Here is a 24,939-nt window from a genome sequence, read left to right as displayed (position 1 = left end):
GCTCGAGAGGCGGGATCCGCGCATCGGTCCGTTCGGCCGCTAGGAACGTCCCCGGCCGCTGAGGACGTCGCGGACGCGATCCACCAGGCCGGCCCCCGGCGCCAGCAGCTTGTTCGCCGGCGGGGTGTCCGGCGCCGACGGGTGCGGCCTGGTGGGGGCCAGCTTCTTGGCGCGCTGCACCTTCTCCCCCAGCTCGACCAGTTGCTCGGGCGGGCAGGCGGCGCGCAGCTTCGGGAAGAGCTCGCCCTCCTCCTCCTGGAGGTGGTGGCGGATCTGGCGCATCAGGAGTTCGGCGGTGGGCCAGAAGTCGTCGTCGCGCGGCTCCAGTGCCTCCAGCCGCTTCATCGTCTCCTCGGCCTCGGAGTGCTCGGCGATCTCGTGGTCGGCGATCTCGTCCCCGCCGGGCACGTGCTCGCGTACGGCCGGATACAGGTGCTCCTCCTCGGCGACCGAGTGCCGTACCAGCTCGATGACCACTTGCTCGGCCAGCGTCTTGGCCTCGTCGCTGATGCCGCCCTTCATGTGCTCGAGCTTGGCGAACATCTGCTCGACCTCGCGGTGGTCGGTGACCAGGATCGCGATCACATCCTGCTGCGTGTCCACACGGACTCCCCTCGTTGCGCCGTCAGCGGTCATGGCCCGCCGGCGTGGCACGAGCGGCCCCGGCGGACTCTGGCCTCTCCCGTTCCCTCAGGCAGCCGCCAAAACCTGCGCCGGACCGGCTCAGGTGCTCCGCAGGACGATCTTGCCGACGGTACGGCGGGCCGCCAGGCCCGCGCGGGTCAGCGCCTCGGGACCGCCGCGCCGCTCAGCACGCATCACTTTCATGCGACCGAGGCTGCCGGTGTGGTCATGTCGATGGTCGGCCACGGCCTCGGCGCGGCGATCGTGCCACGGTTGTCGGCGGTGATCCGCGACCTGAGCACCCTCCGGACGCCCGCGGGCGCCTGAATCCCCCTCGTTCGACGCGACCGGGGACGACCTTGCCCGCCGTTACCGTATGCTGTACGGTACATCGTACGGTTAGAGAGAGGGGCAGGCATGTATCAGCCGAGCGGCGAGGAACTGAAGAGCGTCGAGGCGTGGTTCGCCGAGTACGACGCGCTGGCCGAGCAGGGCGCGATCGAGGAGCTGGCCGACCTGGCCGTCTTCCCGATGAACCTGGCCACCGACGTGCCCGACGGCTACGCGGCCGTCCGGCAGTGGACGCGGGCGGAGTACATCGAGGCGATGAAGGAGGCCATGGGCGGGGGCACGGCGGGGCTGGATCTGGAGTCGACGAGGACGCCGCACTTCATCAGCCCGAACCTCGTGGTCGTGGAGACCGAGGCGACGATGACGATCGCGGACCGGAAGGAGAGCATGCACTACGCCGATCTGCTGGTCCGCACCGAGGACGGCTGGGCCTTCCAGACCATGGTCCAGGGCGGCTGGGGATACGGCTGGCCGGCCGCGAAACGCGGCTGACCGGCGGCGGCCGCCCGAGCCGCCGCAGCCGCCCGATGTACATTCCGCCTGCATAGCCAGGCGGAAGTGAATAGAATTCACGATTTGTGCGATCAAGGGATAGAAGAAAGACCCGCATGACGGCAGAACCTCTCGCCGGCGCCGGTCTGTGGCACTTCGGGCAGTTCCGCGACCGGTACGCCACCGACGGGTACGGCCCGCCCGTCTCCACGCTGGAGGCGATCGAAGCCGCGCAGCGCATCGCCCGCAAGGCGCTGCTCACGGCGCAGGTGGACGGCTGATGGGAGACGTCACGCGGGTCGCGGGCGCCTGGCGGGAGGCGGAGATCACCCTCACCGCCTCGGCCGACATCCCCGACGCCTACACCGCCGTCGACGTCTGGGCCGACTTCACCCACGACAGCGGGCTCACCCTGCGCCGGCCCGCGTTCTACGACGGCGGCCGTACCTGGCGCGTCCGCTTCAGCTCGCCGCTCCCGCACGGCCGGTGGCACTGGAGCGCCGGCGCGTCACTCGACGACCCCGGCCTGCGCGGCGTGAGCGGGGTCGTCGAGGTCGAGCAGGCCGAGCCGGGAGCACACCGGTTCCGGCGGCACGGCTTCTGGCGGATGTCGCCGGGCGGGCGCAGCCTCGTCCACGCCGACGGCACCCCCGCGATCCTCGTCGCCGACACCGCCTGGGCCCTGCCCTGGCGGGCCACCGAGGGGCAGGTACGCGTCTACGCGGCCGACCGGCACGCCAAGGGCTTCAACGCGGTCCTGCTCATGTCCGTCCAACCGGACATGAGCGCCGTGGGCCCGCGCGACCGTGCGGCCGACGAGGGCTTCGGCGTCGCCTTCGAGGACCTGCCCACCGGCCACATCAACGAGCTCGACCCCGCCTACTTCCAGTACCTGGACCGGCTCCTGGACATCCTGGTGGAGCACGAGATCGTTCCCGTCCTGCAGCCGGTCTTCCAGGGCTTCGGCTGGAAGGGCCTCGACGCGGCCGGCACCGTCGTACCGGCGGCCGAGTACGCCCGCTACTGCCGCTACCTCGTGGCCCGCTACGGCGCCCGCCCGGCGATGTACCTGGTGGGAGCCGACGGCTCAGGCCGCGAGCCGCAGGTCCCGGCCGGCGGCGCCGAGGTGCACGCCTGGGACTGCTACGCCCAGCCGACCGGCATCCACTACCGCCCGCACGCCGACAACCGGGCCTGGCAGGACGCCGAGTGGCTGGACTTCCAGTGGTGCCAGACCGGCCACCGCGGCGAGCACGTCCCCGAACGGGTCGCCGACATGCGGCGCAACACCCCGGTCAGAGCCGTCGCGAACGGCGAGCCGACCTACGAGCAGACCCGCTCCACTGACAACGCCGCCGGCTGGTGGCAGGGCCACGAGGCGTGGAGCAACCTGTGCGCCGGAGGCACCATGGGCGTGGTGTACGGCGCCGCCAACATCTGGCAGTGGCGACTGCACGAGGACGAGCCCGGCCACCCGGCGTATTTCCTCGCGCCGTCCGGCGGCTGGCGCGACTCGCTCGACTTCGAGGGCTCCACGTACGTCGGGCTCCTCGGCAAGATCCTGGACGGGCTGCCCACGACCGACATGGAGCCCGACTGGGAGACCTTCAACACGGCCCGCGCCTTGGGGGTGCCCGGCCGCCTGCACCTGATCTACCAGGAGAACGGCGTCCCGCTCCGCCCGGTGCGCGAGGAAGGGCTGCCGGCGCGTTACCGCATCGTCGATCCGCGGACCGGACGCGTTCTGGAGCAGGGAGAGCGCGAGCCCGGACAGCAGATCGGCGGCGAATGCCAGGCTCCCCGCGTGGTCGTCCTCCACGACTGAAGAGGCGTTACCGGGCCGTCGGAGCTGAGGCTCGACGGCCCGGTCCAGTGGGCGGTCAGTGCTTGTACGCGGCGACGACCTCCACCTCCACGAGCCAGCCCGCTACCGGCAGGTTGGCGATCTCGATCGTCACGCGGGCCGGGCGGGCCGGGTTGACCTCCATGGGCGGGGCGGGCGGCGCTGTGCCGAGCGGGACGGGAACGGCCTGTCCGGTGGCCAGGTCCGTGTTGGCGAAGAACTGACGGTAGGCGCGGTTCCAGCCGGCGAAGTCGGCCGCCTCGGCGCCCGGAGGCTTCTCCAGGTACGCGCGCATGGAGACGACGTCGGTGAGGCCCAGCCCCGCGGCGGCGAGGTTGGCCTTGATGCGCTTGAGCACGTTGAGGGCCTGGGCCTCGGTGACGGTGACGCCTGGGGGCAGGGTTCCGCCGGGGAGATCGACGTAGCGTTCGGGAGAGTCGGCGGGGGCCGCGGGATTCGCCGCGCCCGGCCCAAGGCCGCTGGCGGTGTACATGGCCACCTGCTTTCCGAGCGCCACTCCGTCGGCGATCGCGGGGTTGGTGCTGCCCGCGGGGAGGAACGGCTTGACCTCCTGCGGCCGGGGCGACCAGGTGGGGGTGGCGGCAGCCGTGCTCGTGCCGAGGGCGAGGACGACGGCCGCGGGGAGAGCGATGGCGCGGATCTTCATGCGGTGGTGTCCTCTCAGGAGGTGCTCATGACACGCTGGTGCAGCTCGGTGACGACCTTGCGGGCGGACTCCAGGGCTCCCGCCTGCCAGGCGATCAGGTAGCTCAGCCAGTCCCCCGCGAAGTACACGTGCCCGGCGGGCTGGCCGAGGAGCTGGTACGCGCCCTGCCGGGACGGCCAGCCCACCCACGCGCCCTCGATGTGCGGCTGGAGCTTCCAGGCGATGGACACCGACGACGCCAGTTCGTCGCGATATTTCGCGCCATGGATCTTCATGCCTTGCTCGATCGCACGGCGCTGGCGCTCGGCGGGCTTCAGCGCGGCGTACGCGTCGGCCTGGGCGCCGAAGTTGTAGTAGCCGACGACCATGCCGCGCGCCGCCCCGTACCCGTAGGAGGGGTACCAGATCGTGGCCAGATCGAGGTCGGTGGCGGTGATGCCGCCGTAGATGCGCTCGTCCGTCTCCCACCAGCGACGGCGGTACTCCAGACCGATCTTGCCGGCGTTCGCGACGGTCGGGGTGGCGAGAGCGGCCTGGACCTGCGCGCCGAGGTTGTGCGCGGTCTTGGCGAGGATGTGCGGGGGCATCGCCGCAACGCACAGGTCCGCCTTGATCTTCTGGGTACGGCCGTGGCGGTCCTGATATTCCACCTCCACGCCGTCCTGCAGATCGATGATCTTGGTGACCTTGGCCCGCAGCCGGATCCGCTGCCGCCCGATCTTGTCGGCGAAGGCCCGGGGGATCGCGTCCATGCCGCCCACCGGCTGGAACATCAGCATCGCCTGTTCGTAGCCGAACTCGAACGCGAACCGCTGCCCGACGCCGCTCGCCAGCACCTCCGACAGCGACGGCACCGGCCCGAGAGCCGTACCCTCCTGCTCGCCCGCCCCGGGGTTCACGCCGTGGCCGCGGCGGGAGGTTCCGGAGTACTTGAATCCGCTCGCCTTGTCGCCGACCTCCCCGAAGCTCGACAGAAAGGCGATCAGCCGCTCTTTGTCCTGTGCGGTGAGGGCCGCGTCCAGCGCCCCCGCGTCGGTCGCCCGCGACAGCAGCTCCGAGACGTACCCGTACACGTCGGCCTTGGCGGTACGCCAGCGGACGGGGGCGGACATGTTCTGGTGGTAGATGTAGGCCTGGGCGTTGGAATTGGTGAAGACCTCCAGGTCCACGCCGAGCTCGCGGCAGTAGTCCATGGTGACCATCCACTGCGCCAGCCGGGCCGGGCCCGCGTTGAGGTAGAGGCCGTCACTGAACCGCGCGACCTGTGTGGTGCCGTCGAGCTCGGTCACGCGGTCGCCGCCACGGACGGTCCAGTTCCGGCCGCCGACCCGGTCGAGCGCCTCCAGGATCGTGCAGTCGTAGCCCGCCTTGCCCAGCTCGTACGCCGTGGCGAGGCCGGCTATCCCCGCGCCGAGGATCACCACCTTCTTCGCGGACCGCCCGGTGAGCGAGAAGTCGGACGGCTGCGGCGGGCCGAAGATCTTCTTCGTGGCCGCCTCGGCGGACGGCGCGAGCCCGAGCGCGCCCATGGTTGCGAAGAGCGCTCCTGCCCCGCCGGAAACACCGACGGCGGACAGGAAATCGCGTCTGCTGTGCCCCAACACTTACCTCCAAGTTTGCTGGAGGTAAGTGTTGGGACCCTTTGTTGCCAATCACCCGCTCTTGTGTTGTTTGCGAGTTTCAAGGTGATCATCGCGTTTGTGGTGAAACGTGAGCTTCAAGCGTCGTTTGTGCCCTGTGTGGTGTGCGCGGGTTCCGGCGTGGCGGCGCGGCGCCGCACCGGAAGCCGACCCTGGGTGACGGCGAGGACGGCTCCGACCAGGAGGACGGCCGCTCCCGCCGCCTGCACCGTACCGAACGATTCGCCCAGGAAGACGGCGGAGCAAGTGGTCCCGACGACGGGGACGACGAACATCATGATGGACGCCGAGGCCGGGCCCACGGCGCCGATGCCCCGGTAGTAGAGCAGGTTCGCCACCGCGGTCGGGCCGAGCGCCACGAAGGCGACGTTCAGCCAGACGTAGGCGGGCACGTCCTGCCAGGCGACCTCGGCGGCCGACGGCGCGCTGTAAATCGCCAGCAGGACCGCCCCGCTCAACGTCGCGTACGTCGTCGCCTTGAGCGGGTCGATGCCGGCCAGCACCCGGCGCCCGGACAGCGTGAACGCCGCCCAGCAGCAGGCGCTGAGCAGGAAGAGCAGATCCCCCACGAGCCGGCCCTGGCCCGCGCCCGCCTCCCCGCCCGACCCCACGAAGAAGATAACGGCGCCGGCCGCCCCGGTCGCCAGCCCCGCCACCCGCGCCGCCGACGCCTTCTCCTGGCCCGCGATCAGCAGGAAGGACGTGGTCAGCACGGGACTCATGACCGGGACGATGGTGCTCCCGTCGATCGCCGGGGCCAGCGACAGCCCCCAGAAGAAGAGCAGGTTGTACACGAAGACGCCGAGCACGCCCGCCCCCGCCGCCCTCGCCCAGTCACGCGGCGACGGCCGCGGACGGCCGCCGGCCTGGCGGGAGAGCCGCAGGGCGACCAGGAGCGCCAGCGCGCCACCGCCGAACCGCAACGCCGCGACCACGGAAGGGGGCAGCTGGTCGACGATCACCTTGGAACTGCTGAACCCACTCCCCCACAGCAGCATCGTCGTGGCCAGCAGGAGGTACGGCCGGCTCCCTACCGGGCCACTCGTTACAGTGCTTGACATGGGGTTCCCTCCGCAACACGACATCCCGCCCCCGGCGGCCGCGCAGGCGGCCGCCGGGGCAGCGTTCATCCTGCGCCCGAGCCGGCATCACGGTCTTGTACGCTCGTGCGCCGCCGAAGGCCGGGGCGGGGTGACGGCATGACCGGCAGGACCGCGCAGGAGTGGGCCAGCTACTGGCGCTCGGCCGAGATGCCGCTGGAGGCCATGTACGCGCGGTTCCTGCGCCACCGCTACCACCGGCACAGCCACGAGACCTACTCCTTCGGTGTCACCGAGCTCGGCGCGCAGACCTTCACCTGCCGGGGGGCCGGGCACACGAGCGCGGCCGGGATGGTGATGGCGTTCAACCCGGATGAGGTGCACGACGGACACGCGGTCGACGAGTTCGGCTTCACGTATCGGATCGTCCACATCGGCCAGGAGCTGGTCGCCGACGTGCTCGCGGACATGGGCGGCCGTCCCGCCGGGCTGCCCCTGTTCGCCGCCCCGGTCCTCCGCTCCCCCGTGCTCGCGACGCGGCTTCGCGGGCTGCACACCGCACTGCTGCACGGCGCCGGCCCTCTCGAGCGCGACGAGCTGCTCTCCTCCACCGTCGCCGCTCTGGTGAGCCTCGCCGCGCGTACGCCGCCCCGGCCGCCCGCCGCCCTCGGCGCACCCGCCGTCACGCACCTGGCCGCGAAGGCGCGCGAGCTGATCCACGACCGCTACGCCGACCCGATCGGCGCCGACGACCTCGCGGCCTGGACCGGTTCCAGCAGGTACGCCGTCTACCGGGCGTTCCGGACCGTCTACGGGCTGGCGCCGAGCGAGTACCAGCGCCAGCTGCGGCTGCGCGCCGCGCGCCGCCTGCTCGCCCAGGGGCACCCCGCCGCCCAGGTCGCCGGCGAGGCCGGGTTCACCGACCAGGCCCACCTCACCCGCTGGTTCACCCGCTCGTACGGCGTCACGCCCACCCAGTACCGGCTGGCGAGAACCCCCGCCTGACGCCCCACGGCTCAGCCGGCACGGGACTCAGCCGGCACGGGACTCGGTCGGCACGGGACTCGGTCGGCACGGGACTCGAGGCTCAGGACTCGAGGCTCAGGGCTCGAGGCTCAGCCGGCACTGGCCGGGATGCGGAGGACGAACCGGGCGCCGGTGTGGGAGTCCTCGATGGTGAGGGTCCCGGAGTGGGCCTTGGCGATCTCGCGGGCGATGGGCAGGCCGAGTCCGGAGCCGCCGGCGTCCCGGCTGCGCGAGTCGTCCAGGCGGGTGAAGCGCTGGAAGACGACCTCGCGCTTGTCGTGCGCGATGCCCGCGCCGTCGTCGAGGACCTCCAGCACCGCCTCGCCGTCCTGCTGCCGCACCGTCACGATGATGTGCGTCTCGGCGTGCCGCTCGGCGTTGTCCAGCAGGTTCGTCAGCAGGCGGGCCAGCTGCAGCCGGTCCGCCGTGACGACCACGCCCGACTGCAGGTTGGGGACCACCCGCTTGGCACGCGGCCTGGCGATCTCCTCGGCGGCCAGCTCGCCGAGGTCCACGGGCTCGCGGCGGTCGGGGGCGCCGGCGTCCAGCTTGGTCAGCGTGAGCAGGTTGGTGACGATGGCCTGGAGCCGGTTCAGGCTGGCGAGCACCTCGTTGCCGGTCTCGCGCCAGTCGGTGTCCTCGGGATAGAGCAGGGCCTCCTCGACCTGGGCGCGCATCGCGGTGATCGGGCTGCGCAGGTCGTGCGAGGCGTCGCCGGCGAACCTGCGCTGCTGCTCTATCGCGGCCTCCTGCCGTTGCATCGCCGTCTCCAGCTGCTCCAGCGTGTGGTTGGCGGTCTCGGCCAGCGCCCTGAGCTCGTCGTCGTTCTCCGGGACGGGGACGCGCATCCCGCCGCCGCCGGCGGTGATCCTCGCCAGGTTCTTCGTGATGCTGTGGACGGGCGCGAGCGTCCTGGCCACGACGCGCGACACGCCGAACCAGGTCAGCGCCGTCAGCAGCGCCGTCACGCAGATCTGGAAGATGATCACTTGCGGGCTGACGTACCAGGGCACCGCCGCGTCGAAGGCGTAGATGATCCATGGGCCGTCCGGCTGGTACGCGTGCATGGCGACCGCGACCTCGCACCGGCCGGGGAACGCGCGCAGGTCGCAGAGCTCCGCGACGTCGTTGGCCTGGTTCCGGTCCGGGATCGCCCTGGTCAACGGGGGCAGGCCGGACAGGTTCGGCGTCGAGGAGACCACCCGCCCGACCGGATCGACCACCTGGATGCCGTCGAGGTCCTGGACGATCACCTGCGGGGGAAGCTGGTTGCGCTTGACCATGAGCAGCACCCGCAGCGCCTTGCTGGAGACCTCCTGCGCCCGGGCGTCGACGACCTCGTTGCGGAGGCCGAACAGCACGAAGCCGCTGACGACGACGTTCAGCAGCAACATGGCGATGCTGGCCAACAGTGCCAGCCGTATCCGCAGCGACCGGCGCAACAGTGTGCTCACGCGCCTTCCCCCGGCAATCAGGGGACCATATTCCCCGCGTTCGCCGCTAATCCAGGGAGATTCCCCGACAAAGACGGCAAACTCGCCGCAGCCCGACGGCCGGGTAAGCGCCCGTCCTAAAACCCGGTAGAGATCACGTCAGCACTCGTCCCGCCGGTGTCGTGCCGTCTCCGGCGCTCTCCCGTCCCGTGGCTGGATGGCACCGACATTGATCTTCGTCATGGAAGCCGTGGGACTGAGTCGATGAGCAGAATTGGACATGCAGCCGCCGGCGTGGGCCTGTTCGCCGCCCTGTGCGTGCCCCCTGGCCAGGCCGTCGCCGATCCCGAGCCGTCCCTCGTCGAGCCGGCACCGGTCGCGGAGCTGGTGCTGGACGGGGAGTCGTTCTCGCTCCAGGACGCCTTCGCGATCCTCGAAGGCCGTCCCGTGACCGCGCGGCTCGCACCGGCGGCGCAGGCGAACATGAGCAGGACGCGGGCGGGAGCGCTGGCGGCCCTCGGCAACCAGCGGGTCTACGGCTGGAACCAGGCGCTCGGACCGCTGAAGGACCGGCCGCTCTCGCCGGAGCAGGCGGAGCAGTTCCAGCGCAATGTCCTGCGCTCCCACGCCGCGGGCGTCGGGGAGCCGCTGCCCGACAACGTGGTCAGGCTGGCCCTGATCCTCAAGGCGAACCAGATGGCCAGAGGAACCGTCGGGGTGCGGCCCGAGGTGCCCCAGCGCCTGCTGGACATGGTCAACGCCGGGGTCGTGCCGCGGATGCCGCAGGTCGGCTCGCTGGGCACCGGGGACCTGCAGCCGCAGGCGGCGGCCGGGCTGGCGGCGCTCGGCGAGGACGCGCCGGTCCGTTACCGGGGCGAAGAGGGACCCGCCTCCGAGCTGCTGCCGAAGGCCGGTCTGCCCAGGGACTTCACGTTCGAGGCAGGAGAGGCGCTGCCGATCATCAGCGGCAGCACCGTCCTGGCCGCCACGCTGATGGACGCCGTGCACCGGGCCACCGTGCTCGCCGACCAGGCGGAGGCCGCGTTCGCCCTGTTCATGGAGGCGACCAGGGCCGAACGGGGATCGCTCGACGCGCGTACCCACAAGGAGCGCCACATCCCCGAGGAGAACGCGGTCGCCGCGCGGCTGCGCGCGATGGTGGCGGGCTCGGGCTGGATGACGGAAGAGGGCCGCAAGCGCCTCGACCCGGCGAACTACCACCCGCGGGTCCAGGACGCGGTGTCGGTGCGGGCGGCGCCGCACATCATGGCCGGGCTGCGGCACGTGCTCGCCGACGCGCGCCGGGCACTCGTACGCGAGTTCAACTCCTCGACCTCCAACCCGCTGATCTTCAAGAGCGAAAAGGGCCCGGGGTACGAGTTCGTGATGGGCGGCAACTGGGACGGCTCCGTCATGGGGCATCTCGCCGACACCTTGAACGCGGAGATCACCGACATCGGGGTTCTGTCGCAGGAGCTGTCGGGGCGGCTGCTCTCCCCCCGCTGGAGCTACGGCCTGCCGGCGAACCTCGCCGGCGGGACGGTCGGGCTGAACTCCGGGATGGTGCAGGTCCAGACGGTCGCCGCGGCGCTGATCCCCGAGATGCAGGCCAGGGCCACGCCGGCGGGAACGCTGTCCCGGCCGGTCAAGGACGGCCAGGAGGACCACAACACGATGGCCATGGCCTCCGCCCGGCACCTGCACGAGAACCTCGACCGGCTGGAGGTCGTCCTCGCGGTCCAGTACCTCATGGCTGCCCAGGGCATCGACCTCATCGCGCGGCAGATGTCCGGCCTGCCGCTCGGCGCCGTGACGCGAAACGTCCTGACAGAGATCAGGCGGTACGTCGCACCTCTGGGCGAGGACCGCTACCAGAGCCCTGACCTGGAGCGGGCCGTCTGGCTGGTGCACAACGGGTACCTGACGCCGTCCGTCTCGCGCTGACATGCGTACGCCACAGGCGGTCCGCGCCTCTTGACTGTGCGTGTAAGGTGCTCGAAGCGCCTGATCAGCATCCGCGACAAGGGTGATTCGCATGTCATACCCCTCCCATGATCGCTATGACCCCCGCCAGGGGGCGACCCGGCCGAGGGTGAACCCGGCGAAAGTGTGGGGAGGAGGCGTGGCCGCGGCCGTGGTGGCCGCACTGATCGTGGTCGTCGGAGTCATGATCAGCAAGAGGCTCCTCGGCATCCACGTGCTCACCCCCGACGGGGCGCCCGCCTACGGCAGCGCGGCGACCACGGGATACGCGATCTCGGCCGCCGCCGCCGCGCTCATCGCGACGCTGCTGCTCTACATCCTCATGCTCTCGACGCCGGAGCCGGCCAAGTTCTTCAGCTGGATCGGCGGGCTCTGCACAGTCATCATCACGTTCCTGCCGTTCATGCAGTCGGCGGACATCGTCCCGCAGATCGCCACGGCCGCCATCAACTTGATCATCGGCATCGCCGTCCTGTCGCTGCTGGCGACCATCGGGCGCACGGCCGTCGAACAGGTGCCGTATCCGTATGAGGAGCCCCACGGGTACGAGTCGCGGGGATACGAACAGCGGGGATACGAACAGCGGGGATACGAGCAGCCCCAGTCCCGGTACGAGCAGCCCAGGTACGAGCAGTCTCGTGATCACCAGCAGTCCCGTGATTACGAGCAGCGCCGGCACCAGCGCCGGGACTACGACCCGTACGACTGACTCCGCCCTCCCGCCCCTGGCAGGACGCGTCACCCATGTGAGTGGCGCGCTGCGAACAGGATGTGGGTGCCGCCGTCCAGGGCTCCGGGCTCCTGGCAGGCGGCCACCTCGTGCTCCAGGAACCGGGCCCACCGGGAAGGGTCGGCCTCCAACGCGGCCAGCACGTCCAGGTCTCCCAGGGAGGCCCAGTTACTGGCGCTCGCCGCCACGATCTCGCCACCCGCGGCACGCGTCAGGGCCGCCAGGTCGCGGTGCCGGAACATCTGGCACACGTGCACATCCATGCCCTGGCCGCCTTCGTGGCGCAGATCGCCGGTGCGCAGGATCCGGTCGTTGGCGTCCTCGCCGATCCTCTCGGCCACCTTGACCACCCCGGGGAGGAAGTGCCGCCAGGCGCCGAGCAGCGACATGACCGAGCCGACGACCGGCCCGCCCGGCCGGGTGATCCGCAGCAGGCCACGCATCGCCTGCTCGGCGTGCTCGAAGGTGTACGAGAGCGGCCCGCCGTACGCGAGCACCAGGTCGAACTCGCCGTCGGCGTACCGGCTGGTGTCGCAGACGTCGAGCACCTCCCGGCGCTCCACGGCGGCCTCGCTCACGGTGCCCCGCAGGTGCTCGGCATTGAGCGCCAGCTGAACCGGGGAGAGGTCGGTGACCACGACGGTCGCGCCGAGAGCGGCCAGTTCGACGGTGAACCGGCCGGGCCCCGCCCCCACCTCCAGCACCCGGTCGCCCGGCTGGACGAAACGCGCCAGGAAACGGCGATGGACCTCCAGGCTGACCCGGCCCCGCCGTCGCCAGTGAGCCGGTCCCACTCGGCGTCCCCGAACTCGTCGAAGTACCGCCGTACCCGTTCCCGCGACTCGATCGTCATGGCGAGCATGATGACAACTAGGGGCCCGGCCGTCGACCGAATAACGCGCGACGGATACCGCCCTCGATGTAACCGACGACCGCCAGGCGATCCCGTCCCCTCCTTGGTCGCGTGCTCGGCGGTGGCAACGGAGCTGTGGATGTCAACAAGTCGCTTTCGAGTCACGGATGATCAACAACACCACCGTTCCGACCTTAGAGCCGCCGGTGCCACGTGGCGGTGGTGTCGGATAGAGGGCGGCTTATCCGGGTAGAGCCAGGACTGTCGCAGAAGAACCCGGGAGTCGCGCATGAGCACAGTGGTTGGGACCCGGAAGATGTCCGTCACCGATGGGTGCGTTCCGGGCGACCTACTCCACCTGGACAATGTCAGCCCCACAACCGCCCACGTCGAGCTCACCCTCTGCGCCGAGGGCGAGACGCCGCTCGGCCCGTTCCGCTCGATGGTGCCCGCGCAGCGCACGCGGGCCCTGAGCCTGGACGACCTGGTCGACTCCGACGCCCTGACCCCCGACACCCCTTACTCCGTCGTGGTGGTGTCAGACGCGACCATGGTCGTGCATCTCACTCAGCGGTCGGGCGAGGAGGCGTCGGAAGCCCGCGCGAGGATGTCCTCGTCCGCTCCTCTCTGACCGGCCGAGCAGCGCCCCTCAGCTGGTCAGACGGTCAGGAGGAGACCGGTGCCGGGGTGAGTGCCTGCGCGGGTTGGGTGACGGCCAGCTTGCGGGCCAGCCGCAGCCGGTACGCGTCCAGCACCACGGCGACCAGGATCACCAGCCCGGTGATGATCTGCCGCTCGAAGTCGGAGACGCCCATGAGCAGCAGCCCGTTGGTGAGCACGCCGAGCAGACATGCCCCGAGGAACGTGCCGACCATGGAGCCGCGCCCGCCCATCAGGCTGGCTCCGCCGATGACCACGGCGGCGATCGCGTTCAGCTCGTAGCCCTGGCCCAGGATCGGGCTGGCGATGTTGAGCCGGGCCATGTACAGGATGGCCGCGATACCCACGGTCAATCCGGCGATCATGAAGGCGGCGATCTTGATGCGGGAGGTCTTGTGGCCGGACAGGCGGACGGCTTCCTCGTTGTTGCCGGTGGCGTAGATCAGCCGCCCGAAGACGGTCCGCGACAGCACGAACCAACCGGCCCCGGCCAGCAGCAGCGCCACCCAGAACACCGCGGGGACGCCCGCCAGGGTGATGGTGCCGAAGTCGTTGAGCGCGGCGGGCAGGTCGTAGATGGTGGCCGCGTCGGTGTACCGCTCGGCGGCCCCGCGCGCAACGTTGAGCATGGCCAGGGTGACGATGAACGAGGGCACCCGCCACTGTTCTGACACGAACCCGTTGATCCAGCCGACCGCGCCGCCGACGAGCACGCTCACCAGGATCGCGCCGACCAGCGTCACGGCGGAGCCGGATCCGGCCATCATGGTGCCCGACACGACCGCGCACAGTGCCATCGACGAGCCGACCGACAGGTCGATGCCGCCGACCAGGATCACGAACGTCATGCCCACGGCGAGCACGGTGTTCAAGGTGATCTGGGTCATGATGTTGCGCATGTTCTGCTCGGTCGCGAAGTTCGGCGCGGCGATGACGAAGAAGCCCGCGAGCACCACCAGGGCGACGCCGATGCCGGCCTCGCCGAGCACGAGCCTTTTGATCATTGTGTTTCACCATTCTTGAGATAGCCCGAGTAGGCCAGCGTGAGGATGTGCTCGGCGTCGAAGTCCGCCCGGGTGACCTCGCCGGCGATCCTGCCGCGGGAGAAGACCAGGATGCGGTCGCAGATGCCCATCAGCTCCGGCAGGTCCGAGGAGACGACGAGCAGGGCCTTGCCCTCGGCGGCCAGGCCGAGCAGCAGCTCGTGGATCTCGTACTTGGCGCCGACATCGATGCCGCGGGTGGGCTCGTCCACGATCAGGATGTCGGATCCGGCGTTGAGCCACTTGGCCAGCACGACCTTCTGCTGGTTGCCGCCCGACAGGGTGCGCACGTGCTGGCCGACGCCCGCGGAGCGCAGGTGCAGTCGCCGCCCGAGGTCCTCGGCGAGCGAGCGTTCCTGGCCGAAGCGCACCAGGAATCCGCGCAGCTTCGCGAGCGTGACGTTGGCGCTGATCGGCAGGTCGAGGACGAGGCCCTGCGACTTGCGGTCCTCGGTGAGCAGGCTGATGCCGTGCCGTACCGCGTCCTGGGGGTGCCGGATGTGCACCTTCTTGCCGTAAAGCTCGATATTTCCGGATGAGGCGGGGTCGGCGCCGAAGATCGCGCGCATCGCCTCCGTACGGCCGGAGCCGACCAGCCCGGCGAGCCCCACGACCTCGCCGCGCCGTACCGAGAAGGAGAGCGGCCCCTCGAAGCCGGCGACCTTGAGATCGCGCACCTTCAGCGCCACCTCACCCGGCGTCGTCGGCGGCTTGACCGGGAACTCCTGTGCGAGGTCGCGCCCCACCATCAACCTGACCAGGTCGGGCGCGGTCACGCCGGCCATCTCGCGGGTCTCGACGCTGCGCCCGTTGCGCAGCACGGTGACCCTGTCGGCCAGCTCCAGCACCTCCTGCAGGTGGTGGGAGATGTAGACGATGGCCACGCCGCGCTCGCGCAACGCCCGGAGGATGCCGAACAGGCGTCCCGCCTCGCGCGAGGTGAGCGTGGCCGTCGGCTCGTCCATGATCAGCAGCTTGCAGTCGGTGGAGATCGCCTTCGCGATCTCCACCAGCTGCATCTGCGCGATGCCGAGCCGCTCGACCAGCGTGTCGGGCGAGACGTCCAGACCGATCTCGGCCAGCAGCCGCGCGGCGTCCGCGCGCAGCCGTTTCCTGTCGACGACGCCCGCCGTGCGCGGCAGCGCGCGCAGGAACAGGTTCTCCGCCACGGTGAGGTACGGCAGCAGCGCCAGCTCCTGGTGGACCACCGAGATCCCGGCGGCCAGACCGTCGGCCGCGCCGGCCGGGGCGTACGGCGCGCCGTCGATGGTCATGGTTCCGCCGTCCGGCGCGTGGATCCCGGCCAGGGCCTTGACCAGCGTGGACTTGCCCGCGCCGTTCTCGCCCACGAGGGCGTGGATCTCGCCCGCGCGGATGTCGAGGTCGACCCCGTCAAGCGCCACCACACCGGGGAAGCGCTTGACGAGGCCGGTAACCGTCATCATCCGACGTTGTCCTTGGTGATGAGCTTGATCTCGGTCTTCTGCCAGCCGCTGATGTTCTCGCCGGCGATCATCTTCATGGCGTAGTCGATGCCGTTGGCGGCCTGCTGCGCGCCGTACTGGTCGAGGGTCGCCACGACGGAGCCGTCCTTGACGTACTGGGCGATGGCCGGGATGTTGTCGAACGCGGCGACCTTGATCTGGTCCTTCTTGCCCTGCTCCTCGATCGCCTTCAGCGCGCCGAGTGCCATGTTGTCGTTGCCGGCCAGCACGCCCTTGATGTTCGGGTGCGCGCTGAGCATGTTGCCGAAGACGGTGTGCGCCTCGTCGGTCTCCCAGTGCGCGGTCTTGGAGTCGACGAGCTTGAGCCCGCCCTCCTTGATCGCGTCCTCGAAGCCGGCCTTGCGCTGGGCGGCGTTGGCCGCGCCGGGGTTGCCTTCCAGGATGACGACCTCGGCGCCCTTGCCGATGGCCTTGACCAGCTCCATGCCCGACTGCTTGGCGCCCTCCCGGTTGTCGGGGCCGACGAAGGGCACCTTGTCGCCGATGCCGGCCGCCTTCATCGCGCCCTCGTCGAGCTGGACGTCGATGTTGACCACCTTCACGCCCGCGTCGACGGCGCGCTTGATCGGCGCGATCAGCGCGCGGGAGTCGGCGGGGGCGATCACGACCGCCTTGGCCTGCTGGGTGACGCACTTCTCGACGGCGGCGACCTGGTTGTCGATGTCGGTCTCGTTCTGGATGCCGACGACGCTGAGGGTGAGATCGCCGCGCTTGGCGGCGTGCTCCTCGGCGCCCTTCTGCATCTGCTGGAAGAACTCGTTCGCCAGCGACTTCATCACCAGGCAGACGCTCGGCTTCTCACCCGCCTTGGGGGCGGCGGCGGGCTGGGCGGTGGTGCCGCCCTCCTTGCCGCAGGCGGTCAGCGCGAGGGCCAGACCGGCCACGGCGAGGATCTTCTTGTTCATTTGGTGCTTCTCCTTCAGAAGGGGACGCCCGCTTGGAGGATGACGTTCGCGTACGGCGTCGCCTCGCCGGTGCGCACTACCACGCGGGCCCGGCCGGTGAGTTCCTTGAGCCGGGTATGGGGGATACGTTCTGTTCTTGTCAGCAGGCCGTCGAGGAAGCCGGGGGGCGACTCCTCGGCGACGTAGGCGGTCTCGACGACGAGTTCGCCGAGCACCGCTTCCAGTACGGGCAGAAAGGCAGGTTCGCCCCGCCGCCAGACGAGGTCGACCGTCTCGACGCCGGGCGGGACAGGCAGGCCGGGGTCGGCCACCACGATGAGGTCGGTGTGGCCCGCCGCCGACAGGATCTGCAGCAGGCGGGGATGCCAGAGGCCGTCATGACGCATGGGCGAGCAGCCTTTCCACCTGGTCGCCGGTGGGCATGGCGGTCTGGGCGCCGTGGCCGGTGGTGGCCAGCGCGCCGGCCGCGCAGGCCCGCCGTACCGCCTGGGCCAGGGGGAGGCCGGCGGCGTGGGCGAGCGCGAGCTGCGCGCAGAAGGTGTCCCCCGCGCCGACCGCGTCCACCGCGGGCACCGGGAAGGAGGACACCTGGCAGGCGCCGGACGCGTCCTGGCCGCGCGCCCCGCGCTCGCCCAGCGTCACCACCGCGGCACGCGGCCCGAGGGCGAGCAGCGCGGCGGGGTCGGCGTCGCCGCACAGGGCGGCGGCCTCGCTCTCGTTGACGATCAGCAGGTCCACCTGGGCGAGCAGCTCGTCGAGGCCTGGCGTGCACGGGGCGGCGTTGAGGATCACCGGTACGCCGTGCGCCCTGGCCTGCCGGGCGGCGGCTAAGCAGGCGGCCACCGGGATCTCCAGCTGCAGCAGGAGCGCGTCGGCGCCGGTGAGGTCGAGGTCGGGGAGGCGGAGCAGCCCGTTGGCGCCCCTGGCGACGGTGATCATGTTCTCGCCGCCCTCCTCGACCACGATCATCGCCAGCCCGGTGGCGGCGGCAGCCCGGCGTACGCCTGAGACGTCCACGCCCTCGCGCGCCACGGCGGTGAGCAGGTCGCGCCCTTGAGCGTCATCGCCGACCTGGCCCACCAGGCGGACCCGGGCGCCCAGCCGGGCGGCGGCCACCGCCTGGTTGGCGCCCTTGCCTCCGGCGGCCCACACCGCGGCGGCGCCCGCGACCGTCTCGCCCCTGCCGGGCAGGCGCGCGACCGGGACCGTGAGATCCATGTTGAGGCTGCCGACGACGACCAGCTCCAGCTCACGCATCGTCGGCCCCGCCGACCGGGTCGGGACAGCCGCAGGAACCGCGCCTGATCAGCGTGGCGGACAGGACGACCCGCTCGCCTGCCGGTGAGTCACCGATCTGTGCCGCCAGCAGCTCCACCGCGCGCCTGCCCAGTTCCTCGATCGGCTGGCGCATGGTGGTGAGCGCGGGCACGGTGTAGGAGGAGGCGGCGATGCCGTCGAACGAGCAGAGCGCGACGTCGCCGGGCACGCTCAGCCCCAGCTCGGCCGCGGCGCGCATGACGCCGATCGCCTGCTCGTCGCTCGTCACGAAGAGCGCCGTGGGCCGGTTCTCCTGCGACAGGAGCCGGCGGCCGCTGAGGTAACCCTGCCGCCGCCCGAACGGGCCGTGGGCCACGGGCATCGAGGCCGGGTCGAGACCGGCTTCGGTCAGCGCCCGCGACCAGCCGGCGACACGGTCGACGGTCGGGTGGATGTTGTCCGGCCCCGCCACGCAGCCGATGCGCCGCTGCCCATGCGCGAGCAGGTGACCGGTCGCCTCGTACGCGCCGCCCTCGTTGTCGAGAAGCAGGTGGCTGGCTGGGATGTCGTCGAGCTTGCGGTCGAGCACGATGCACGGCACCCCGGAGGCGGCCAGCTGGGACCGCCAGGCGCGCGGGCCGTGGGCGGGAATCAGGATCAGCCCGTCCACCTGGCGGTCGATCAGGGTCCGCACATAAGCGGCCTCGCGATCGTCGTCGTCCATCGCGTTGCCGAGCAGCAGCGTCAGGCCGTGCTCGAAGGCGACGTCCTCGATCTCGCGGGCCAGCTCGGCGAAGAAGGGGTTGGCGTTGTCGGGGACGACGAGCCCGATCGTGTGCGTGCGGCTGGTCCGCAGCGAGCGGGCGACGGCGTTCGGCCGGTAGCCGAGCTCCTCGATCGCGCGCAGCACCCGTTCGCGGGTGTGCGGGGCGACGTTCCTCGGCCCGTTGTTGAGCACGTAACTGACGACGGCATCTGAGGTGCCGGCCAGCCGCGCCACATCGCGGCGTGTGACCACTACGCAAGTCCCATCTACTCGTGTTGATGCAGTATCCGGCCAAGGTTTCCGCAGGTGCAACACGAGTAGATAGGACGTTATGAACGTGTGACCGCCGACACAGTACGGTCACGAACAGCGACATGAGGGTGGGCGCGCTCGGCCGATGCCGCACGTCGCATCCTGTCAGCGCGAGGATGAGCGGCCCGGGTGAACGCCGACGGGCTACTGGACCGGGTTCCAGCCGTCGCTGCCGGCCAGGTATTTCTGTGGGGTGTAGTTCGCCGCGGTTCCGCCGCTCAGCTGCGGGCGGTCACTGGTGCCGGTGCTGACTCCGGCGCCGCTGTTGTCGTATTCGCTGAACCGGCACGTCTTCCAGGAGAAGCCGCCCATGTCCTGCCAGGCTCCGGCTTGGCGGATGTGCGCGCCCAGCGTCGAGTCGCGGATCAGCACCTGACCGATCGCGTCGGCCGCGCCACCGGCGTGCCAGCAGCGGCCCAGGGCGACGGTCCGCGCCGCCGCCGAACTCACCAGCGTCGATCTGGTGATCAGGATGCCGTACGGGTTGCCGGAGTTGGTGGCCGCGGCGGTGATGTAGCCGTTGTTGGTGCTGCCGCGGTCCAGCGAGCGGATGGTCGTGGAGTCGATGACCAGGGCGCCGTTGCCGTAGATGAAGTCGACGGCGCCTTCGATGTAGCTCTTGTAGACGTACTGGCGGACCTGTGAGCTTCCGGTGCCGCCCCAGGACAGGAACGTGTCCTGGTAGCCCAGCAGGCGTACGTTGCGGTAGACCTGCCGGTCGCCGCCGGCGTACAGGGCCAGTGCCTGACTGTCGTGCGCGGCGTAGGTGTTGGCGATGGTCACTCCCTTGACCGTGGTGTTCCTGGCCATGTTGAGCACGGTCGCGCTGCCCGCGGTGCCGGCCGTGGAGGCGGGAGTGTTGCCGGTGATCACGACGTCCGTCGCGTTCCCGGTCGTACCCTGCAGGGTGATGCCGGACTTGCTCGACGAGATGGACACCTGGCCGTGGTAGGTGCCCGGCTTGATGTTGATGACCGTGTCGGGCGAGGCCGCCCCGAGCGCGGCCTGGATGGTGGTGTAATTTCCGGAGCCGTCAGCCGCTACGGTGATGGTGGCGGCGGCGCGCGCTGGGGTGGTCAGCGCGACGGCGGCCAGGGACAAGACCGCGACGGCTGTGGCGCCGCCGACCACCATGGTCCGGCGCTTCTCGAGCGGGGGCATGTGTGCTCCTTTCCGGCGGCGAGTCGAGCGACCTCAATCGGCTTTGGCCACCGCGAGCGTGCGCATCGCCGACGGGTAAGCGCCATGTGACGCGATGCGGCGGGTCAGGTCAAGATGCGAGCATCCCTCTGTTGCGCGTCTACGCGCCGATGTCGGTCCTAAACTGCGGCAGCGTCGTCAGGCAGGCACCGCGGCCGATGAAATGTTCACCGCCACGAGCTCGAGCAAAATCCCGAAGCCTTAAGTCCTCGGCCCGTTGCAGGTGCCGGGCCGAGGAACCATCACCATGGATGTGGGCTCAGGTGTCGCGCAGGCCCGCGAACAGGTCGTCCTCCTGGTCGGGCGCGTCCACCTTGCACAGCTTCCGCTCGAACGCCTCGTGCGCGAACGCCTGGTGCTGCGCCTCCTCGGGCATGCGGAGCAGGAAGATGTTCTCCCCCTGGCTTTCGTGCGCCTTGAGCGCCTTGAGCTTGCGCTCGACGAAGGGCGTGACGTCGACGAGGCTGGTGACGCGCTCGTCAGGGGTGCCGAAGTCGTCGGACGGCTCGAAGCCACCGAGATCGACCCCGCTGTCGCGCATCAGCTCGAACATCCGCTTGATGGCGGCGCGAGGAATGGCCGTGTAGTAGAGCTTGTCGGGAATGCCGGTCGACTCGGTGGCCGCCACCGTGATGCGGTGGGTCTGGACGTGGTCAGGGTGGCCGTAACCGCCGCCGCCCGTCTCGTCGTACGTCACCACGACCTGAGGCCGGTAGTGCTCCATCAGCGCGGCCAGCTTGGCGGCGGCCGTCTCGACGGGCACGTTGGCGAACGCGTCGGGGTGGGCGTTGGCGTCCCAGCCGTCCATGCCGGAGTCGCGGTAGCCGAGCAGCTCCAGGTGGTCGATGCCCAGGTGGGAGACCGACTCGCGCAGCTCGGCCAGCCGCCGCTCGGCCACCGCCGCGTCGTCGTGACCGGGCTCGCCCGGCTTCACGCCGCCCTGGTCGTCGCCCTGCTCGCCATTGGTGCAGGTGACGAGGACCGTGCGGATGCCTTCGTCGGTGTATCGGGCCAGGATGCCCCCGGTGCTGAGGCACTCGTCGTCGGGGTGGGCGTGTACGACCATGAGGGTGAGTTGGCGATCCATGGGCCGCAACACTACCGGCCGGCCCCGACAGTTCGGCGCTCCGCACCTGCCTGCTACGCCTGCCCGCCCTGGCGGGCCAGCTCGCCGGCGCGCAGGCGGGCGGCCGCCGCCGCGCCCCGGTCGCCCAGGGTGTCAGCAAGGGCGGCCTGCTTGAGCCAGTTGTACGGGCTGCACGGGCGGACGTTGACGCGCTCGCTCACCAGCACCCGGGCCACATCACGCCGTCCCGCCCGCAGGGCCGACTCCAGCAGGGTCCGCTGTACGGCGTCCCGCTGCGCGTGGCTGCCGCCGAACTCGTTGACCCGGTGCCGGATCGGGTAGAGCGCGTCCACCACCGCGTCGTGCTCTCCCCTGCCGAAGGCCACCAGGGAACGGCACACCGGCAGGCCCACCCGCCGGGTCATGTCCTGGTTGGTGCGGCCGGGGCGCGGCGCCAGCACGTACGCCTCCCGCGAGGCGATCAGCTTCTCCGCGTCCCCGATCCGCCCGGCGCCCACGTACGACATGACCGCGTGCATGTCGTTGAACGCGTAGAACGGCTCGCCCACCTTGGCCGGCCACGCGTCGGCCAGGGCGCGCCACCGCTCGTCCTGCTCCGAGCCCTCCAGGTAGAGCCGCCAGAGCAGGGCGGCGGCGTCCAGCAGCTCCATGCAGGACTGCCCGTCGGCGAGCACCGCGTCGTAGACGGCCAGCGCCCGCGCCTCGTCGCCGGACTCCAGCGCGTAGAGGCAGTAGTGCCACCAGTTGTGCACGTTGAAGAACGTGCCGGTCGACCAGTCGGGCAGCCGCGCGTCGAGGTAGCGCACGCCCTCCCCGAACCGCCCCTGCATCTCGTACGTGTGCACCACCGCGTGGATGCCCCACACGTCGCGCGGGTTCAGCTCGACCGCTCGCAGGCCGACCTCCTCCGACCTGTCGTAGTGCCCCGCCTCCTCCAGGCCGAAGGCGTACATGCCCAGCACATGACCGAAATGCCGGTCCTCTTCCCGCCAGGCGTTCAGCGCCCCGCCGATCCGGTCGCGCAGCGAGCGCGCGTCGCCGGTGAAGAAGTCGACCTGGTGCCCGGCGGCCAGCGCGAGGGCGTCACGCGGGTGCTCCACGGTGATCTCGCCGAGGAGCCGCCCGCAGGTCAGCCAGTCGCCGTCGAGCAGCGCCCGCACCGCCGCCACGTGCGCACGCTCCCGCGGCAGCAGCGACGCCTCGTCGACCCGGCGCTGGAACGCGGAGAAGCGCGCCCGCGCCGCGCGCGCGTCCTCCACGTCGGTGGTGAGCAGCCCCAGGTAGGCCGCCAGGACGTGGCCCATCGGGAAGTCGGGCGACTCGGCCAGCGCCGCCTCGGTCTCGGCGTCGACCTCCACCCGGAGGTGCAGCAGCTCGTCGATCGCCCGGTCGTAGTGCCGTACCGCGGCGGCACCGGCCACGGTCACCGCCAGGCCGTGCTGGTCGTTCGTCACCGGACCAATGTACCTACCGATCCGGTGGGGAATAGGTCCGGAGACCTTCGATCGCCGCGCCGGACCCCTGGCGCGGCGATCGGGCTCTCCCTACGCCGACCGGCCGGTCACCACGGCCCGCCCCATGGCCGGATCGTCGCAGAACGCCCCGTCGATGCCCAGCTCGACCAGCCTCGACAGCCAGCCCATCACGTTCCCGGTGGCCCGCGGGTAGACGGGGCTGGCCGGGTTGCCGAGCCGGTAGTCCGCCGGGAGCTGCGAGTTCTCGTTCCGTACGGTCCACACGTGCACGGCGAGCCGCCGCCGGTGCGCGTCGGCGATCAGCGTGGTGGGCTCGAGAGTCTTGCCGGAGGCGTCCTGGGGCACCACGCGCCGCGTGTCCACCCCGATCCCGTTCGCGTACGCGGCCACCTCGCGCAGCCCGTCCGGCGTCACCATGTCGTCATAGGTGCGGGTGCTCCCGGAGGCGATCCAGTCGTACGGCGCGCCCCCGAACGTGATCAGCTGGATCAGCGGCAGCCTCGTCCTGGAGCGCAGCTCGCGCAGGTTCGCGGTCTCGAACGACTGGATGTACGCCTTGCGGACGTGGTAGCGGTTCAGCACGTCCAGCAGCGGCTCCTCCAGTGACAGGCCGATGGAGTCGAAGTACGTCGGGTGCTTGGTCTCGGGGTAGACGCCGACGCCGTGCTCCAGCGCGAGCTTCACGACCTCCTCGAACGTCGGGATCTCCGGCAGCCCGTCGAAGGCGGTGTTGTCCGGCCGCAGGTCCGGCACGCGCTCCTTGGCGCGCAGCGTCTTCAGCTCGGCCAGCGTGAAGTCCTCGGTGAACCAGCCGGTGACCGCCCGCCCGTCCACGGTCTTGGTGGCGCGCCGGTCGGCGAACTCCGGGTGCGCGGCCACGTCGGTCGTGCCGGAGATCTCGTTCTCGTGCCTGGCGACCAGCACGTGGTCCTTGGTGGAGACGAGGTCCGGCTCGATGTAGTCGGCGCCCATCGCGATGGCGGTCTCGTACGACAGGAGGGTGTGCTCGGGCCGGTGGGCGCTCGCGCCCCGGTGGCCGATCACGATGGGAGCGTGGCCGCGGCGCTCTGCCGTGGCGGGAGTCGTCTGGGTCAGCACGACGGCGACAGTACCGCCGGCGAGGACACCGGCCAGCACGCCCGCCATCCACCTGCGCATCGTCAGCATGGTCATGGGCGCAACGTAAACCACGCAGGTGGACCGCGAGTTACGCGTGAGCACACAGTGGAAGACGTACGGAAACGCCCCTTTTCAACCGCCCCTCGACGCATCCGTCACGTGGAAGATAGGTGACCATGACGGATCTCAACGGGCGCGTGGCCCTGCTGACCGGCGCGTCGGGCGGCATCGGGCAGGCCATCGGACGCCGGCTCATCGCCGCGGGGGTCAGGACGGCCTTCACGTACGGCACCCGCTCCGGGCACGCCGACGACCTCGTCGCGCAGGCGCGGGAGGCCGGCGTGGACGCGATCGCGCTGGCAGGCGACCTGGCCGACCCCCAGGTCCCCGCCGCCCTGCTCCGCGCCGCGACCGACGCGCTCGGCCCCGTCGAGCTGCTGATCTCCAACGCCGGCTACGCCATCCAGCAGGACTACACCGCGGTGGACGCGGTGACGTGGGAGCGCACGATCGCCGTCAACCTGCGCGCCCCGTTCCTGCTGGCGCAGCGGGCGCTGCCGGGGATGGCGCAGCGCGGGTTCGGGCGGGTGCTGTTCATGTCGTCGATCGCGGCCTTCACCGGCGGCATCGTCGGCCCGCACTACGCGGCCTCCAAGGCGGGCCTGCACGGCATGCTGCACTTCCTGGCCTCGCACGTCGCCGCGCACGGCGTGACGGTCAACGCGCTGGCGCCCGCGCTGATCCAGGACGCCGCCATGCTCCCCGCCACGGCGGACCCGCACCTCCTGCCCGTCGGCCGGTTCGGCCGCCCGGAGGAGGTCGCCGACCTGGCCCTGGCCGTCCTGCGCAACGGCTACCTCACCAGCCAGGTCCTCAGCCTCGACGGCGGCGCCTACCCCCGTTAGGTCCGGCCGCTCCCGCTGACCGG

24 protein-coding genes are annotated in these 24,939 nt (G+C 70.9%); 8 read left to right on the top strand and 16 right to left on the bottom strand.

Annotated features, from left to right (window positions below; genetic code table 11):
• Positions 1 to 39: 39 nt before the first annotated feature.
• The gene (locus AB0H84_RS21065; protein WP_357606397.1) at positions 40 to 603 is read right to left on the bottom strand and encodes a hemerythrin domain-containing protein; all 564 of its coding nucleotides are present in this window, start codon (positions 601 to 603) and stop codon (positions 40 to 42) included.
• A 438-nt stretch (positions 604 to 1,041) separates the two neighbouring features.
• On the opposite strand from AB0H84_RS21065, the gene AB0H84_RS21060 reads away from it, so the two are divergent.
• From AB0H84_RS21060 to AB0H84_RS21050, 3 genes are all read left to right on the top strand, one after another.
• Positions 1,042 to 1,467 carry a nuclear transport factor 2 family protein gene (locus tag AB0H84_RS21060; RefSeq protein ID WP_357606394.1) on the top strand — a complete coding sequence of 142 codons (426 nt, stop codon included), beginning with the start codon at positions 1,042 to 1,044 and terminating at the stop codon, positions 1,465 to 1,467.
• 116 nt (positions 1,468 to 1,583) lie between these two features.
• Positions 1,584 to 1,748, top strand: coding sequence for a hypothetical protein (locus tag AB0H84_RS21055; protein WP_357606391.1), 165 nt, complete (start codon positions 1,584 to 1,586; stop codon positions 1,746 to 1,748).
• Positions 1,748 to 3,292 carry a DUF4038 domain-containing protein gene (locus AB0H84_RS21050; protein WP_357606388.1) on the top strand — a complete coding sequence of 515 codons (1,545 nt, stop codon included), beginning with the start codon at positions 1,748 to 1,750 and terminating at the stop codon, positions 3,290 to 3,292. Before AB0H84_RS21055 ends, AB0H84_RS21050 begins: the two co-directional genes overlap by 1 nt.
• 55 nt (positions 3,293 to 3,347) lie before the next feature.
• Here AB0H84_RS21050 and AB0H84_RS21045 read toward each other — a convergent pair whose 3' ends face one another.
• From AB0H84_RS21045 to AB0H84_RS21035, 3 genes are all read right to left on the bottom strand, one after another.
• On the bottom strand, positions 3,348 to 3,977 hold the full coding sequence (locus AB0H84_RS21045; protein ID WP_357606385.1) for a Rid family hydrolase: 630 nt from the start codon (positions 3,975 to 3,977) through the stop codon (positions 3,348 to 3,350).
• Positions 3,978 to 3,991: 14 nt separating this feature from the next.
• On the bottom strand, positions 3,992 to 5,578 hold the full coding sequence (locus AB0H84_RS21040; protein ID WP_357606382.1) for a flavin monoamine oxidase family protein: 1,587 nt from the start codon (positions 5,576 to 5,578) through the stop codon (positions 3,992 to 3,994).
• Positions 5,579 to 5,694: 116 nt separating this feature from the next.
• On the bottom strand, positions 5,695 to 6,678 hold the full coding sequence (locus AB0H84_RS21035; RefSeq protein ID WP_357606379.1) for a DMT family transporter: 984 nt from the start codon (positions 6,676 to 6,678) through the stop codon (positions 5,695 to 5,697).
• Positions 6,679 to 6,816: 138 nt separating this feature from the next.
• Here AB0H84_RS21035 and AB0H84_RS21030 point away from each other — a divergent pair, with 138 nt between their 5' ends.
• On the top strand, positions 6,817 to 7,662 hold the full coding sequence (locus AB0H84_RS21030; protein ID WP_357606376.1) for an AraC family transcriptional regulator: 846 nt from the start codon (positions 6,817 to 6,819) through the stop codon (positions 7,660 to 7,662).
• 110 nt (positions 7,663 to 7,772) lie between these two features.
• Here the strand turns inward: AB0H84_RS21030 and AB0H84_RS21025 are convergent, their stop codons facing one another.
• Complete coding sequence (locus AB0H84_RS21025; protein ID WP_357606373.1) at positions 7,773 to 9,137, bottom strand: HAMP domain-containing sensor histidine kinase; 1,365 nt, start codon at positions 9,135 to 9,137, stop codon at positions 7,773 to 7,775.
• Positions 9,138 to 9,380: 243 nt separating this feature from the next.
• Between AB0H84_RS21025 and AB0H84_RS21020 the strand changes: the two genes are divergently transcribed.
• Together AB0H84_RS21020 and AB0H84_RS21015 are read left to right on the top strand one after the other, a co-directional pair.
• The gene (locus tag AB0H84_RS21020; RefSeq protein WP_357606370.1) at positions 9,381 to 11,060 is read left to right on the top strand and encodes an aromatic amino acid ammonia-lyase; all 1,680 of its coding nucleotides are present in this window, start codon (positions 9,381 to 9,383) and stop codon (positions 11,058 to 11,060) included.
• Positions 11,061 to 11,151: 91 nt separating this feature from the next.
• Entirely contained in the window at positions 11,152 to 11,808 is a 657-nt protein-coding gene (locus AB0H84_RS21015; RefSeq protein WP_357606365.1) for a DUF6069 family protein, read from the top strand.
• A 29-nt stretch (positions 11,809 to 11,837) separates the two neighbouring features.
• On the opposite strand, the gene AB0H84_RS21010 is transcribed toward AB0H84_RS21015, so the two are convergent.
• Positions 11,838 to 12,623, bottom strand: a complete 786-nt coding sequence (locus AB0H84_RS21010; RefSeq protein WP_357606362.1) for a class I SAM-dependent methyltransferase — start codon at positions 12,621 to 12,623, stop codon at positions 11,838 to 11,840.
• Between the two features lie 348 nt (positions 12,624 to 12,971).
• On the opposite strand from AB0H84_RS21010, the gene AB0H84_RS21005 reads away from it, so the two are divergent.
• Entirely contained in the window at positions 12,972 to 13,313 is a 342-nt protein-coding gene (locus AB0H84_RS21005; RefSeq protein ID WP_357606359.1) for a sensory rhodopsin transducer, read from the top strand.
• Between the two features lie 34 nt (positions 13,314 to 13,347).
• Here the strand turns inward: AB0H84_RS21005 and AB0H84_RS21000 are convergent, their stop codons facing one another.
• The 10 genes from AB0H84_RS21000 to AB0H84_RS20955 form a co-directional block, all read right to left on the bottom strand.
• Positions 13,348 to 14,346: an ABC transporter permease gene (locus AB0H84_RS21000; RefSeq protein WP_357606355.1), complete on the bottom strand. Its 999-nt coding sequence runs from the start codon at positions 14,344 to 14,346 to the stop codon at positions 13,348 to 13,350.
• Positions 14,343 to 15,830 (bottom strand): sugar ABC transporter ATP-binding protein, encoded by a 1,488-nt coding sequence (locus AB0H84_RS20995; RefSeq protein WP_357606352.1) that lies wholly within the window; start codon positions 15,828 to 15,830, stop codon positions 14,343 to 14,345. Before AB0H84_RS20995 ends, AB0H84_RS21000 begins: the two co-directional genes overlap by 4 nt.
• Positions 15,827 to 16,795, bottom strand: coding sequence for a sugar ABC transporter substrate-binding protein (locus AB0H84_RS20990; RefSeq protein WP_357606349.1), 969 nt, complete (start codon positions 16,793 to 16,795; stop codon positions 15,827 to 15,829). Before AB0H84_RS20990 ends, AB0H84_RS20995 begins: the two co-directional genes overlap by 4 nt.
• Before the next feature lie 14 nt (positions 16,796 to 16,809).
• On the bottom strand, positions 16,810 to 17,181 hold the full coding sequence (locus AB0H84_RS20985; protein ID WP_357606346.1) for an RbsD/FucU domain-containing protein: 372 nt from the start codon (positions 17,179 to 17,181) through the stop codon (positions 16,810 to 16,812).
• The gene (locus AB0H84_RS20980) at positions 17,171 to 18,052 is read right to left on the bottom strand and encodes a ribokinase (protein WP_357606343.1); all 882 of its coding nucleotides are present in this window, start codon (positions 18,050 to 18,052) and stop codon (positions 17,171 to 17,173) included. The genes AB0H84_RS20985 and AB0H84_RS20980 overlap by 11 nt, the downstream gene beginning before the upstream one ends.
• Positions 18,045 to 19,070, bottom strand: a complete 1,026-nt coding sequence (locus AB0H84_RS20975) for a LacI family DNA-binding transcriptional regulator (RefSeq protein ID WP_357606340.1) — start codon at positions 19,068 to 19,070, stop codon at positions 18,045 to 18,047. Before AB0H84_RS20975 ends, AB0H84_RS20980 begins: the two co-directional genes overlap by 8 nt.
• 204 nt (positions 19,071 to 19,274) lie before the next feature.
• A complete protein-coding gene (locus tag AB0H84_RS20970) occupies positions 19,275 to 20,291 on the bottom strand; it encodes a pectinesterase family protein (protein ID WP_357606337.1) in 1,017 nt (338 codons plus the stop codon).
• 298 nt (positions 20,292 to 20,589) lie between these two features.
• A complete protein-coding gene (locus AB0H84_RS20965) occupies positions 20,590 to 21,417 on the bottom strand; it encodes a PIG-L family deacetylase (protein WP_357606335.1) in 828 nt (275 codons plus the stop codon).
• 53 nt (positions 21,418 to 21,470) lie between these two features.
• Positions 21,471 to 22,871, bottom strand: a complete 1,401-nt coding sequence (locus tag AB0H84_RS20960; RefSeq protein ID WP_357606332.1) for a tetratricopeptide repeat protein — start codon at positions 22,869 to 22,871, stop codon at positions 21,471 to 21,473.
• A gap of 90 nt (positions 22,872 to 22,961) precedes the next feature.
• On the bottom strand, positions 22,962 to 24,065 hold the full coding sequence (locus AB0H84_RS20955; protein WP_357606329.1) for a glycerophosphodiester phosphodiesterase: 1,104 nt from the start codon (positions 24,063 to 24,065) through the stop codon (positions 22,962 to 22,964).
• A 122-nt stretch (positions 24,066 to 24,187) separates the two neighbouring features.
• Here AB0H84_RS20955 and AB0H84_RS20950 point away from each other — a divergent pair, with 122 nt between their 5' ends.
• Positions 24,188 to 24,916, top strand: a complete 729-nt coding sequence (locus tag AB0H84_RS20950) for an SDR family NAD(P)-dependent oxidoreductase (RefSeq protein WP_357606326.1) — start codon at positions 24,188 to 24,190, stop codon at positions 24,914 to 24,916.
• The last annotated feature ends 23 nt before the right edge of the window (positions 24,917 to 24,939 follow it).

Origin of the sequence: Nonomuraea sp. NPDC050786, from assembly GCF_040654115.1 — a bacterium.
Lineage (GTDB): Bacteria > Actinomycetota > Actinomycetes > Streptosporangiales > Streptosporangiaceae > Nonomuraea.
The sequence above is the reverse complement of the archived record's forward strand: the minus strand, read 5'-3'. Positions and strand labels throughout refer to the sequence as shown.